Consider the following 12,812-nt stretch of genomic DNA (forward strand, 5'->3'; position numbering starts at 1 on the left):
CACCCGGACGTGTGAGCGCCCGCCCCGGACCAGGGTGGGCGCTCACACGTCCGGGTGACAGACTTGGAACCATGGCGAAGATCGCGTCACGGACCCTGATTCCGCACATGCGGCTGGATGAGCTGCTGGCGGAGTTGCAGGGCCGGCTGGAGGCGGTGCTGGCCACCCGCGACCGGGTGCACGCACTGCTGGACGCGGTGGTCGCCGTAGGCAGCGATCTCGACCTGGAGACCATGCTGCGCCGGATCGTGGAGACCGCCACCACCCTGGTCGACGCCACCTACGGCGCTCTGGGCGTGGCCGGTGAGCAGAGCACGCTGCTCCAGTTCATCCCGGTGGGGCTAGACGAGGAGGAGATCGCCAGGATCGAGCACTGGCCGCACGGGCTCGGCCTGCTGGGCCTGCTGATCAAGCAGCCGCAGTCGCTGCGGCTGGCTCACATCAGCGATCACCCCGAGTCCTACGGTTTTCCACCCGGCCACCCGCCCATGGGCTCGTTCCTGGGGGTGCCGGTCCGGGTCCGTGACGAGGTGTTCGGCAACCTCTACCTCACGGAAAAACGCGGCGGCGGGGAGTTCGACGAAGAAGACGAGGCGATCGTCACCGCGCTGGCCACCGCGGCCGGTGTCGCCATCGAAAACGCCCGGCTGTACGAGGAGACCCGCCGCCGGGAGATGTGGCTGCAGGCCTCGGCGGAGGTCACCACCAGTCTGCTGTCGGGAGCCGAGCCGCACCAGGTGCTCACCCTGATAGCGCGGCGGGCGAGGGAGATGGCCGGGGCCGACGTCGTGGCGGTTCTGCTGCCGGATGAGAGCGGGCAGGTCCTGCAAGCGTTGATCGCCGATGGGGAGGCCTCGGATCAGGTGGCTCATGCCGAGGCCTCGATCGCCGACTCCCTGGCCGGCCGTGCCTTCACCAGCGGCGAACCGCTCATGATCACTGACCCGGCCGAGACCGACATCCCCGTGGTGATCGCCGAATACGTCTCGCTCGGCCCCGTGGCCGCCGTACCGATCGGTGCGCCGGGGAGCGTGCGCGGAGTGCTGTCGCTGGGCAAGCGCTCGGGCCGCATCCCGTTCAACCAGGCGGAGCTTCGCACCCTGCACTCTTTCGCCGGCCAGGCCGCGATCGCCCTGGAGCTGGCCGAGAGCCGGATGGACGCCGAGCGGCTGAGCCTGCTGGAAGATCGCGACCGGATCGCCAAGGACCTGCACGACGTGGTGATCCAGCGGCTGTTCGCCGTGGCCATGACGCTGATGAGCACCATGCGGCTGATCGAGCGGCCGGAGGCCTCCGCGCGGGTACAGAACTCCATCGACGAACTGGACGGCACCATCCGGCAGATCCGCTCGACGATCTTCGCCCTGCAGGTCTCCCCCCAGGACGGCGAGGCGAGCCTGCGCGCGCAGATCGTGGCCCTGGTGGAGGGGGCACGCGGCCATCTGGGTTTCATGCCGGGCCTGACCATGGAGGGCCGGCTGGACAGCGACGTGCCGCCGCGGATCGCCGAGCACCTGCCGGCCGTGCTGCGCGAGGCGCTGTCCAACGTCGTGCGTCACGCCAAGGCCTCCAAGGCCGAGGTATCGGTGGAGGCCGATCAGGAGCGGCTCATCCTCACCGTGGCCGACAACGGCGTCGGACTACCTGCCGACAGCGGGCGCAGCGGGCTGCGCAATCTCCAGGAACGGGCCGAGCGGCTGGGAGGTTCCTTCGAGATCGGCTCCCCGCCGGAGGGCGGCACCCGGCTGGTGTGGAGCGTCCCGTTCGGTGAGGACAGGTCGTAAGTGATCAGCGGAATCCGCGGCAGGCTCCCGGCGAGGGTTGCCGCACCGGCGTGACGGGTGATTCGAGCACGCCACAGCCGGTGGATCCCGCTGAGCGCCGCCGCTGCGGGAACGAGGGTCCCTTTCACCGCGGGCGGTCGCCCTTCAGGCGGGCGGCCAGGGCCGCGACCTGGGTGCGGCGCTGCATGCTGAGTTTGGACAGCAGGTTGGACACGTAGTTTTTGACGGTTTTCTCGGCGAGATACATCCGTTCGCCGATCTGCCGGTTGGTCAGGCCCTCGCCGATGAGCTCCAGGATCTGCCGTTCCTGCTCCGACAGCGCGCTCAAGGGGTCCTTGCGGGCGGCCTGCTCGCGCAGCCGCGCCAGCATGGCCGTGGTGGTCTGCGGATCCAGCAGCGACTGGCCGCCGGCCACCGTTCGTACCGCGCCGACCAGGTCCGAGCCGTGGATCTGCTTGAGCACGTAACCGGCCGCGCCCGCCATCACCGCGTTGAACAGGGCGTCGTCGTCGGCGAAGGAGGTCAGCATCAGGCAGGCCAGCTCCGGCATCCTGGAGCGGACCTCCCGGCACACGTCCACTCCGTTGCCGTCGGGCAGGCGTACGTCCAGAACCGCGACGTCCGGCCTGAGCGCCGGGATGCGCGCGATGGCCGACTCCGCGGTTCCGGCCTCGCCGATCACCTCGATGTCGCCCTCGGACTCCAGCAGCGCGGCCACGCCGCGGCGCACCACCTCATGGTCATCGACCAGGAACACACGAATCATGTCTTGAACGCTAATCCCCTCGTCGCTCCGCAGGTAGGGACCAAGGTCCTCAGACCCGGTCCTCGCCGGGGCGCCGTCCGGTCGATCGCCGGGCCCTCCCCGGCGGCCCTGATCAAGGTCGCCCGTCAGGAGACCGGCCGTGCCGGATGCGGCGGCCGGTGATCTCCGAAGGGACGATCTTGACGTAGAGCTCGCGGTCGCCGCCCACCCACGGCTGGACGCCGGAAGCCTCCACGTTCGCCTGCTCCTCCGCGGTGGAGACATGGTGGGCGCCCCCTCGGATGAGCACGCTCCAGCCCTCCCGGTTGGCGTCGTCGATCCGGTCGACCTCAAAGGCGATCTTGAATTCGACGCCCTGAACGCCGGTGCGCAGGGTGTCGTCGAGCGGACCGCCGAACGCGGTACGAAAGATCACCGAGTTGTCCTGCAGGATGTAGTTGACCGGCAGGATCGCCGGTCCGCCCAGGTCGTCGAAGGCCACCCGGCCGACCCCGCCGGGGGAGAGCAACCGCAGGCACTCATCCGCGTCCAGCTTCTCCAGCCGGGGGTGGGCGGCGGGACGTCCCAGGCCGGGCGGCAGGTCCATGGTTCCGCCCAGCAGTTCTCCGACGCTGGTCTCCAGGGCCGAGGCAAGGCGGCTCACGGTCTCGGCCGTCGGCGAAGCCGCGGTCTCCTCCAGGTATTCGAGGTATCCGGGGTCGATCCCGGCCCGGCCGGCCAGCTGCTCGCGGCTCATGGCCAGAGTTTCACGTCGCAGGGCCACCCGGCGGCCCAGGTCACCGGGGGCCGTTATGTGCTTGGTCATCGAATTCTCCCAACGAGAAAGTGACGGCGTTCACGGACTTGAGAACTCACCGGGTGCCGTACGCCCTCACCCGGATCACGGGCGGACCTTTCCGCAGCCGTCGGCCGGGAGAACGCCGCGATCGAGATGGGCGCGTACTCCACGAGGTGAGACCACATCCCGTTCACCGGTCCCTCCCTTCGAGACAGCACCCGGCAGGTCAGAAGTGCTCTCGTACGGCGCCCTGCCTGCGGGAGTTGTCCGCCGTGCTTCACCCTCCACCCATCTCACCGCGGAAAACCTCCGGGGGCAGGGGTCGGAAGTCCCTGATGAGCGGGTCTTCTGGCCCCTGCGAAAAACGTCGGTGGCCGGTCGAATGGAAGGAGAACCCGAGGAGGTCGCCATGGCGGCCGCCTGTGATGGAGGTGCAGCCATGAACGTCCGTGCAACCGAGGAGATCACCTCGGTGGTCCGTGCGGCGGTTGAGGCCGCCAGGTGGGCGCCGTCGGTGCACAACACCCAGCCATGGTCCTTCGTCGTCGACGGTGACGAGATCGCACTGCGTGCCGACAGCGACAGAAAGCTCCTGATCGGCGACGCCACCGGCAGGGAGCTGCTGATCAGCTGTGGTGCGGCCCTGATGAACGTGCGGCTCGCGGTGCGCACGCTCGGTTATGAGCCGCGGGTGCGCGTGCTGCCCGACCCCGACCGCCCGGCCCTGCTGGCGACGGTACGGCCGGCAGCGGCCATGGCCGCCGACGAGGACACCCGGCTGCTGCATGCCGAGATCAAACGCCGCCGCACCCACCGGTCCGGTTTCACCGGCCTTCCCGTACCGGAGCGTCTCCTCGACGCGCTGGTGGCCGAGGCGAGCACCGAGGGGGCGCACCTGACGCCGGTCCGCTCCGAGCCGGCCGTCCGGGTGCTCGCCGCGATCACCTGCGCCGCCCAGGACGTGCAGTCCCAGAACCGGCTGCTGTCGCTGGAGCTGATCCGCTGGGCGCGGCCGCCGGGAAGCCCCCGCACGGACGGAGTGCCGGCCGAGAGCTACCCGCGTGTGCCCCGGCGGACCCGCTCGCACTTCGCCCAGCGCGACTACACCCACGGCCACCCCTGGGGCTACGACACCGACCGGTTCTTCTCCACCTCCACCGGGGTCGTGGCGGTCCTGACCACGAAGGGCGACTCCCGCCGGGACTGGATCGCGGCCGGCCAGGCACTGCAGCGTGTCCTGCTGCGCGCCTCCGCCCACGGTCTCAGCGCGGCCTTCCACACCCAGGCGCTGGAGATGTCCCACCTGCGGGAGTTCCTGCGCCAGGAGCTGTGCTCGCAGGAGTACCCTCAGATGATCATGCGTCTGGGCATCACCTTCGACGACACCGAGGGCGTCCGGCGACCGGTGACCGACACGCTGGAAGAACGCTGAGGCGTCGGGCCCTGGCCGGGACACCTCGCCGGGACGGCGCCTTCGAAGGCCGTGGGAGGCGGGTCAGGCCAGCACCTTGAGCAGGCGCGTGACCTCGAGGGCGATGGCCTCACGGCCGCACCCGAGATATTTGCGGGAGTCGACGACCTTGTCGTCCGCCGCCAGGTGGTCGCGGATCCCGCGGGTGAACACCCTGTTCAGGTGGGTCGCGATGTTGATCTTCTTCATGCCGTGCCGTACGGCGTCGCGCAGCGTGTCGTCGGGCACGCCCGAGGAGCCGTGCAGCACGAGCGGGACCGGTACGGCGGCACTCAGCTCGGCGATCAGGACCAGATCCAGCACGGCGTCCCTGGTGGTCATGGCGTGCGAGGTGCCGACCGCGACCGCGAGGGCGTCCACGCCCGTCCTCGCCACGTAGACGGCAGCCTCGTACGGATCGGTGCGGGCGCCGGGCGCGTGCACACCGTCCTTGCCGCCCACCTCGCCCAGCTCGGCCTCCACCCAGATGCCACGCTCGTGACACCAGGCGGAGATCTCGGCCGTGAGAGCCAGATTGTGCCGGTCGGGCAGCGCCGAGGCGTCGAACATCACCGAGCCGACGCCGAGCGCCACCGCCTCCTCGACCAGTGCCCGGTCGGTGGCGTGGTCGAGATGGACGGCCACCGGCACCGCCGCCGCGCGGGCCACGGCGAGCGAGGCCAGGGCGATCGGGGCCAGCGCGCCGTGGTAGCGCACGCAGTTCTGGCTGATCTGCAGGACGACGGGCGCCCCGGCCGCCTCCGCTCCCGCGACGATCGCCTCCGCGTGCTCCAGCTGGATGACGTTGAACGCGCCGACCCCGGCGTGGGCGCCGCCGATGATGTCGCCGATACCTGCCACGGGCATGATGAACTCCGATCTAGGACACGTTGATCTGGCGATGGACGGCCTGGAACGTCCCGTGGTCGATCTCGCCCGCCACCGGCATGGCCACGGCGGCGGCGCCGAGGGCGGCGGCCAGCCTCAGCCTCTCCGGCCACGGCATCCCCTCCACTACCCCCATCGCCAGCCCCGCGACGAACGCGTCACCCGCCCCCGTCGGGTTCCCCGCCACCCTGTACGGCATGCGCGCCCGCCAGGTCCCCTCGGCGGTGACGGCCAGCAGCCCGTCGTGTCCCAGGGAGACCACCACGGCTGCCGCGCCCGCCTTCCGCATCAGCTCGGCCTGCGACTCGGGTCCCAGGGCGTCGGCGGGGAACGCCCGGGCGAGCTCCTCCAGGTTCGGTTTGACGATCGCCGGACGCCCGGCCGAAGCCCGTCGGAGGGCCTCGCCGTCGGCGTCGACGAGCGCCGGTATCCCGCGATCGGCCGCGTGGGCGGCCAGCGTCGCGTAGAAGTCGGCCGGAACCCCGCGCGGCAGGCTTCCGGAGATCACGACGGCGGCGGCCCCGGTGAGCGCCCCGGCGAACCCGTGGAGGAACCGCACCAGCTCCTCCCGCGTCACCCGCGGCCCCGGCTCGTTGAACAGGGCCGTGCCCGAAGGCCCGGTGACGGCGAGGGTGGTGCGGGAGTCGCCGCCGATGGGCGTGAGGGCGTGGGGGAGCGCGGAGGCGGTGAGGTCGAGCTCGACGGCCCGCCCGGTGGGGCCGCCGGCGAGACCGGTGACCAGGACGTCGTGGCCGAGGGCGGCCAGGACGCGGGCCACGTTGACGCCCTTGCCTCCCGCGCGGCGATGGAGGTCCTGGACGCGGTTGACGCCGTTCCAGTGGACCTGGTCGATCCGGTAGGTGACGTCGAGGGCCGCGTTCAGCGTGACGGTGACGATCACGCCGTCCGCCCGGCTGGGGGCACGCCGACCGCGCCGTGGCAGCACTCCGTCGCGGGGCGGCCCTCGGCCCGGGGACGGGAGGTCCCGCGCGGGGGAGCCGACTCGGCAGGGCGCCGGTACCCGGGTTTCACATGGCCCCCAGCGAGTCCAGGTGAACGACGGTGTTCGTGGTCCGGGCGCGTTCGGCGGCCCACACGACGCGGTGGGTGGCGAGGCTCGCGGCCGCGTCGGAGGAGAGCAGGGTGGGGTCTCCGGTGGAGACGGCGGCGAGGAAGGCGTCGGTGAGCGCCTCGTCGCCGCCGCCGTGACCGTCGGCGGCGGAGGGCCCGGACCCGGTGCGACCGTCGATGCTCTCCTCGCCCCCGGTCCGGAAGTCGACCAGGCGCAGGGTGTGGCCGTCGCCGTCGATGTAGCCGTGGGTGCCGAGCAGCCTGGTGCGGCGGTGCTCCATGGGGGTGAAGGCGCTCATCGTGAACGAGCAGGTCGCTCCGCCGGGGAACTCCATGTTGACCACCTGGTGGTCGACGACGGTGTTGTCGCAGGCATAGACGCAGCGGCCGTACGGTCCCGTGCGCAGCGCCTCGAGCACGTCGGCCTCGGTGTGCTTCTCGGTGACCGCGCTCAGGGGCCAGAACTCGCGGCCGGGATCGCCGAGGCAGCCGAGGTAGAGCCGCTTCGCCGAGTACGGGCAGTCCGGTTCGATCGAGCAGCCGACGCAGCGGTCCGCGGCCCCGGGCGGGCGCTCCTCCGCCCGGAAGTGGGTCAGGTTGCCGAAGGAACTGATCTTGGCCGGTGTCTCGCCGAACAGGTGGACGAGCCAGTCGATGTCGTGGCAGGACTTGGTCAGGAGCATGGGCGCCGAGGTGTCCTCGCGGCGCCAGTTGCCGCGGACGAAGGAGTGGGCGTGGTGCCACCATCCGACGGGCTCCAGGTGCTGGACGCTGACCAGCCGGCCGATCCGGCCGTCGCCGAGCAGCCGTTTGAGCGTCCGGGTGTAGGGCGTGTAGCGCAGTACGTGGCAGACGGCCAGCATGATCCCGTTGCGCCGGGCCGCGTCGGCGATCTCGGACGCCTCGCGCTCGCTGGTGGCCATGGGCTTCTCCAGGAGGATGTGGTAGCCCAGGTCGGCCAGCCGTACGGCGGGGCCGGTGTGCAGCCGATCCTGGGTGGCGATGATGACCGCGTCTGCCAGCCGTCCCGCCGCCGCGAGGTCTGACCAGTCGGCGTACACATGCTCCGGGGCGATCCCGAACTCGGTCGCCGTGGTCTCGCGGCGGTACGGATCCGGCTCGGCCACCGCGACCACCCGCCCGGTGCCCGCGCTCAGCGCGTGCCGCGCGTAGGACCGCCCGCGCAGCCCGGCGCCGACGAGGGCTAGAGTCACCCCAGACATGTGATCCTTTCCACCCTAATTACACTGGAGTCCATAATTATTAGCTGTAATGCAGCGGATCTCAAGAGGGCGCGATGACCGGAGACCTGAGTGGCGGAGATCTCTCCAGGCTCCGCCGGCTCAACGCGCTCGCGGTCATCGGGGTCCTGCGCGGAGAGCCGGCGCTCACGCTCACCGAGGTCGCCCGGCGGACCGGGCTGTCCCGCGCCTCCACCGAGGATGTGGTCCGTGAGCTGCTGGAACGCGGTTGGATGATCGAGGCGGAGCCCACGGCGGGCACGGTGGGACGTCCCGCTCGCCGCTACCGGTTCCACGCGGACGCCGGCCGGGTCCTCGGCGTCGACATCGGCGGCCACAAGATCCTGGCGATGGTGGCCGACCTCGACGGCGCCGTCACGCACAGCGGCAGGGTCGCGGTCACGCCGCAGATGGGACGCCGGCAACGGCTGGCCGCCGTGGACCGGGCCGTCGGCGCGGTCCTGGCCGACGCGGGCCTGGCGGCCGCCGAGGTGTGGGCCTCGGGCGTCGCGACGACGGGACTGGTCGACGCGACGGGGCGGGTCATGCTGTCGGAGGCGCTGCCCGAGTGGACGGGCGTCAACGTGGCCTCCCATGTCGGGCGGCTGGTGAGCGGCCCCGTCCTGGTGGAGAACGACAGCAAGCTCGCGGCGCTGGCCGAGTCCTGGCGCGGGGTGGCCAGGTATGCCAAGGACGTGGTCTTCCTCCTCGCGGGACTGCGCACCGGCGCGGGTCTGATCATCGACGGGAAGCTGCACCGCGGGTTCGGCAACGCCGCGGGTGAGATCGGCGCGCTCCCGGCGGCGAGGTGGGTCCAGGCCGTGGAGCACCTGCGATCCTGGCCGGGCGACGACCCTGCCGCCGATCCCGACGCGGCGGTGGAGGACCTCTTCCTGGCGGCCCGCGACGGGGACCGGAAGGCGGGCCTGGCCGTGCGGCGCTACGTCAAGGACCTGGCGGCCGGCGCATCGGCGCTGGTCCTCACGCTCGACCCCGAACTGGTCGTGATCGGAGGCGGGTTCTCCCGGTCGGGGGACCTGATCCTCGAGCCGCTCCGCCGCGAACTGGACCGCTGGTGCGTCCGCACCCCCGAGATCCGCGTGTCGGGCTTCGGGGATGAGGGAGTGGCGCTCGGCGCGGTCCGCCTGGCACTGGACCATGTCGACTCGGTGCTGCACGGGCCGGGTGAGCTCGTCGACCCGAAGCATTTCCTGACGGGTGAGCGGCCTCGCACTCGCATCGAGCCTTGACTTAATTTCCCTGGACTCCATGATTAGTTCCATGTTCGCGATCACGGCGGGCGGCCGATCGGGGATCGGCGCGGAACGCAGGGCGCCTGGCACGCCTCGCTCACGGGAGGATCGGGAATGCGGAGATCGGCGCGATTCGGCGCGGCCCTGCTGGGGGTGGTGCTGGGCGTCCCCGCCTGTTCTGGCGGAGAGCGACCCGGGGGACAGGACAGGGTCACGCTGTCGTACGCGGTCTGGGACAACAACCAGAAGCCCGTGATGGAGGAACTGGGCAGGGAGTTCACCAGGACCCACCCGAACGTCACGATCAACGTCCAGTTCGCCCCGTGGACCGACTACTGGACCAAGCTCAGGGCGGCGGCCGGCGGCGGAGCGGCGCCCGACGTCTTCTGGATGAACGGCCCCAACTTCCGGCTCTACGCCTCGCACGGGATGATCCGGCCGCTGGAGAAGGAGATCGTCAGGGACGGGGTGGACCTGTCGGTCTACCCCAAGCCGCTGGTGGACCTGTACACCCTGGGCGGCGAGCACTTCGGCCTGCCGAAGGACATGGACACGATCGGCCTCTGGTACAACAAGACGCTGTTCGACGCCAGGGGCGTCGCCTACCCCGCGAACGACTGGACCTGGGCCGACTTCCAGGCCGCCGCGGCCAGGCTGACCGATCCGGCCAGGGGCGTGTACGGCACCGCGGCCATGCTCGGCGGCTTCCAGGAGTACCAGTACAACACGATCGCCCAGGCCGGAGGCTACGTGATCTCCCCGGACGGCGGGAAGTCCGGGTACGACGACCCGAAGACGATCGCGGGCCTGCGGTTCTGGACCGACCTGATCAAGACCGGGCGGTCGCCCGACCTGGTGAGCATGACGGACACGCTCCCGCTCCAGCTGTTCGAGGCGGGAAAGATCGCCATGTACTGGGGCGGTTCGTGGAACGTCGCGGAGTTCTCGGCCAACGAGTACACCAAGGACAGGGTGGACGTGGCGCCGCTGCCCAGGGGGGAGAGGCGGGCCACGATCATCCACGGAGTCGCCAACGTCGTGTCGGCCCGGACCGAGCACTCCGAGCAGGCCTGGCAGTTCGTGAAGTTCCTCGGATCCGAACGGGCCGCCCGCATCCTCGGCAGGAGAGGCCCGATCCCGGCCTACACCGGCACGCAGGGCTCCTGGGTGAGCGCGCACCCCGAGTTCAGGCTGAGGACCTTCGTGGACGCGGTGGCCTACGGGGTGCCGTACCCGGTGTCCGTCGACACCGCCGCCTGGAACGAGGCGGAGCTCACCTACCTCGCCAAGGCCTGGACCGGCGAGGTGCCGGTCGAGGAGGCGGCGACCGATCTGGCGGCGGCGATGAACGCCCTGCTCTCCAAGGAATGACATGACGCTCACGACCGGATCGGACGCCGTCCGCGACAGGCGCGACGCGACCCCCGAGGGGGAGCCCCGCCGCGCGTGCGGCCGGGGGCGAGGGCGGGCGATCGAGGCGCTGTGGGGATACGCGTTCATCGCCCCCACCGGGATCGGCCTTGCCGTGTTCTATCTCTGGCCGATCCTGCAGACCGCGTACTTCTCCATGACCGAGTGGGGATTCTTCGGCGGTCACACCTGGACGGGATTCGACAACTACACCCGGCTCCTCCACGACCCGGAGGCCGGCCAGGCGCTGGTCAACACCCTGGGCTACACGGCGCTGGGACTCGTCGCGATCCCGCTGGCCGTCGTCTTCGCCGCGCTGCTCAACCAGGAGGGTCTCCGCGGGGTCGGGGTGTACCGCACGCTGTTCTTCCTGCCGGTGGTCACCATGCCCGTCGCCGTCGCCATGGTGTGGAGATGGCTGTACAACGGCGACTACGGCCTGATCAACCACGTGCTGTCCCTGGCCGGCGTTGATGGGCCGAGCTGGGTGGCCGACCCCGCCACGGCCCTGTACGCCCTCGCGGCGGTGGGGATCTGGAGCGGCCTCGGCTACAACCTGATCATTTTCCTGGCCGGGATGCAGGCGATTCCCAGGGAGTACTACGAGGCGGCCCAGATCGACGGCGCCGGCCGGATCACGCAGTTCTTCAGGGTCACGCTGCCCCTGCTGTCGCCGACGGCGTTCTTCGTCTCGGTCATCTCGGTGATCGGGTCCCTGCAGCTGTTCGACCTGGTCTACGCGATGGCCGGATCGGGGTTGACGGCACGCGCCAACCCCGCCTTCCCGCGGCTCCAGACGGTGGTCCATCTGTTCTACGACAGGGCCTTCGTCACCAACGACCGCGGCTACGCGGCGGCGATCGTGGTGATGTTGTTCCTTCTCATCCTCGCGATGACGGCCGTCCAGTTCCGGCTCCAGCGACGGTGGGTGCACCATGCGTAGGCCCAGGGCTCATATCGGTGCGCACGCGGTGCTGATCGCCACATCCCTGGTGATGGTGACGCCGTTCGCCTGGCAGATCATCACCTCGCTCAAGACGCTGAGCGGCGCCACGCGGGTGCCGCCCTCGTTTCTGCCCGAGGGCCGCTGGGAGAACTACGGCCGGGTGTTCGAGCTGCTGCCCTTCGGCCACCAGTTTCTCAACACCGTGCTGATGACGGCCGGCCGTACGGTCGGGCAGGTGCTGCTGTCCTCGATGGCCGCCTACGCCTTCGCCCGGCTCCGCTTTCCCGGCCGTGGCCTGCTGTTCGGGGTCTTCCTGTCGGTGCTGATGGTCCCGCCGCAGTTGTTCGTCATCCCGCAGTACGAGATCATGTTGTCGCTCGGCTGGCTCAACACCCTGCGGGCGCTCATCGTCCCCGGCCTGTTCAGCGCCTTCGGGGTCTTCCTTCTCCGGCAGTTCTTTCTCGGGCTGCCCCGGGAGCTGGAGGAGGCGGCCCGCCTCGACGGGGCGGGACCGCTGCGGATCTACTGGTCGATCATGCTGCCGCTGGCCCGGCCCGGGCTGGTCGCGCTGTCGGTCCTGGTGCTGCTGTGGTCGTGGAACGACCTGTTCTGGCCGCTGGTGGTCAACACCGATCCCGAGCAGATGACGCTCTCGGCCGGTCTGGCCTCCCTCCGGGGTCAGTTCCAGACCGACTACCCGGTCCTGATGGCGGGTTCGCTGCTCGCCTCCCTGCCGGTCATCGCCGTTTTCGTCTTCCTGCAGCGCCAGTTCATCCAGGGCATCGCCCACACCGGCATCAAGGGCTGAGCTCCGTCACCGCTGACGGGGGGAGGCGTCCGGCCCGGCGGGTGTCCTCAGTCCCGTACGGCCAGGATCAGGTCGGACGCCTTGATCACCGCGATCACCTCGCTGCCCTGGGACAGGCCCAGCTCCCGCGCGGCCTCCATGGTGATCGAGGCCACCAGCCGCACCCCGTTCGCGTCCAGCTCCACGTTGGCCGTCGCCTCACCGGTGGTGACGGCGGTGACCCGTGCCGGAATCTTGTTACGCGCGCTCAACAGCATGGCAGGCTCTCCCTGATCGAAATCGTTCCCTCCCTGCCCTGTTCCCCCCTACGCGTGGATCACGACCATGGTAAAACCGGCGTTCACCTGGGAAAGCCCAACAAGGAGCCGCGATCGTCACGGACATACTGATCATCCGGTACGTCCGCGGGCAGGCACG

12 protein-coding genes are annotated in these 12,812 nt (G+C 70.5%); 6 read left to right on the top strand and 6 right to left on the bottom strand.

Annotated features, from left to right (window positions below; all coding sequences use genetic code 11):
* Nucleotides 1-71: 71 nt before the first annotated feature.
* Entirely contained in the window at nt 72-1,784 is a 1,713-nt protein-coding gene (locus DKM19_RS17155) for a GAF domain-containing sensor histidine kinase (RefSeq protein ID WP_110696555.1), read from the top strand.
* A 124-nt stretch (nt 1,785-1,908) separates the two neighbouring features.
* Here the strand turns inward: DKM19_RS17155 and DKM19_RS17160 are convergent, their stop codons facing one another.
* Together DKM19_RS17160 and DKM19_RS17165 are read right to left on the bottom strand one after the other, a co-directional pair.
* A complete protein-coding gene (locus DKM19_RS17160) occupies nt 1,909-2,550 on the bottom strand; it encodes a response regulator transcription factor (protein ID WP_110696556.1) in 642 nt (213 codons plus the stop codon).
* A 112-nt stretch (nt 2,551-2,662) separates the two neighbouring features.
* Nucleotides 2,663-3,355 carry a pyridoxamine 5'-phosphate oxidase family protein gene (locus DKM19_RS17165; protein ID WP_110696557.1) on the bottom strand — a complete coding sequence of 231 codons (693 nt, stop codon included), beginning with the start codon at nt 3,353-3,355 and terminating at the stop codon, nt 2,663-2,665.
* Nucleotides 3,356-3,767: 412 nt separating this feature from the next.
* On the opposite strand from DKM19_RS17165, the gene DKM19_RS17170 reads away from it, so the two are divergent.
* Nucleotides 3,768-4,760, top strand: coding sequence for a nitroreductase family protein (locus DKM19_RS17170; RefSeq protein ID WP_110696558.1), 993 nt, complete (start codon nt 3,768-3,770; stop codon nt 4,758-4,760).
* A 63-nt stretch (nt 4,761-4,823) separates the two neighbouring features.
* On the opposite strand, the gene DKM19_RS17175 is transcribed toward DKM19_RS17170, so the two are convergent.
* From DKM19_RS17175 to DKM19_RS17185, 3 genes are all read right to left on the bottom strand, one after another.
* Nucleotides 4,824-5,645: a class II fructose-bisphosphate aldolase gene (locus tag DKM19_RS17175; RefSeq protein ID WP_110696559.1), complete on the bottom strand. Its 822-nt coding sequence runs from the start codon at nt 5,643-5,645 to the stop codon at nt 4,824-4,826.
* Nucleotides 5,646-5,658: 13 nt separating this feature from the next.
* Nucleotides 5,659-6,567: a 1-phosphofructokinase family hexose kinase gene (locus DKM19_RS17180; protein WP_110696560.1), complete on the bottom strand. Its 909-nt coding sequence runs from the start codon at nt 6,565-6,567 to the stop codon at nt 5,659-5,661.
* A 127-nt stretch (nt 6,568-6,694) separates the two neighbouring features.
* Complete coding sequence (locus tag DKM19_RS17185) at nt 6,695-7,960, bottom strand: Gfo/Idh/MocA family protein (RefSeq protein ID WP_110696561.1); 1,266 nt, start codon at nt 7,958-7,960, stop codon at nt 6,695-6,697.
* A gap of 74 nt (nt 7,961-8,034) precedes the next feature.
* Here DKM19_RS17185 and DKM19_RS17190 point away from each other — a divergent pair, with 74 nt between their 5' ends.
* From DKM19_RS17190 to DKM19_RS17205, 4 genes are all read left to right on the top strand, one after another.
* Nucleotides 8,035-9,228 (top strand): ROK family protein, encoded by a 1,194-nt coding sequence (locus DKM19_RS17190; RefSeq protein WP_110696562.1) that lies wholly within the window; start codon nt 8,035-8,037, stop codon nt 9,226-9,228.
* A gap of 117 nt (nt 9,229-9,345) precedes the next feature.
* Nucleotides 9,346-10,602 (top strand): sugar ABC transporter substrate-binding protein, encoded by a 1,257-nt coding sequence (locus DKM19_RS17195; RefSeq protein WP_110696563.1) that lies wholly within the window; start codon nt 9,346-9,348, stop codon nt 10,600-10,602.
* 1 nt (nt 10,603) lies between these two features.
* Entirely contained in the window at nt 10,604-11,584 is a 981-nt protein-coding gene (locus tag DKM19_RS17200) for a carbohydrate ABC transporter permease (RefSeq protein WP_110696564.1), read from the top strand.
* The gene (locus DKM19_RS17205; RefSeq protein ID WP_110696565.1) at nt 11,577-12,395 is read left to right on the top strand and encodes a carbohydrate ABC transporter permease; all 819 of its coding nucleotides are present in this window, start codon (nt 11,577-11,579) and stop codon (nt 12,393-12,395) included. Before DKM19_RS17200 ends, DKM19_RS17205 begins: the two co-directional genes overlap by 8 nt.
* Before the next feature lie 47 nt (nt 12,396-12,442).
* Here the strand turns inward: DKM19_RS17205 and DKM19_RS17210 are convergent, their stop codons facing one another.
* Entirely contained in the window at nt 12,443-12,652 is a 210-nt protein-coding gene (locus DKM19_RS17210) for a molybdopterin-binding protein (protein WP_110696566.1), read from the bottom strand.
* Between the last annotated feature and the right edge of the window lie 160 nt (nt 12,653-12,812).

It is taken from the genome of Streptosporangium sp. 'caverna', assembly GCF_003203775.1.
In the GTDB taxonomy this organism is placed as follows: domain Bacteria; phylum Actinomycetota; class Actinomycetes; order Streptosporangiales; family Streptosporangiaceae; genus Streptosporangium; species Streptosporangium subroseum.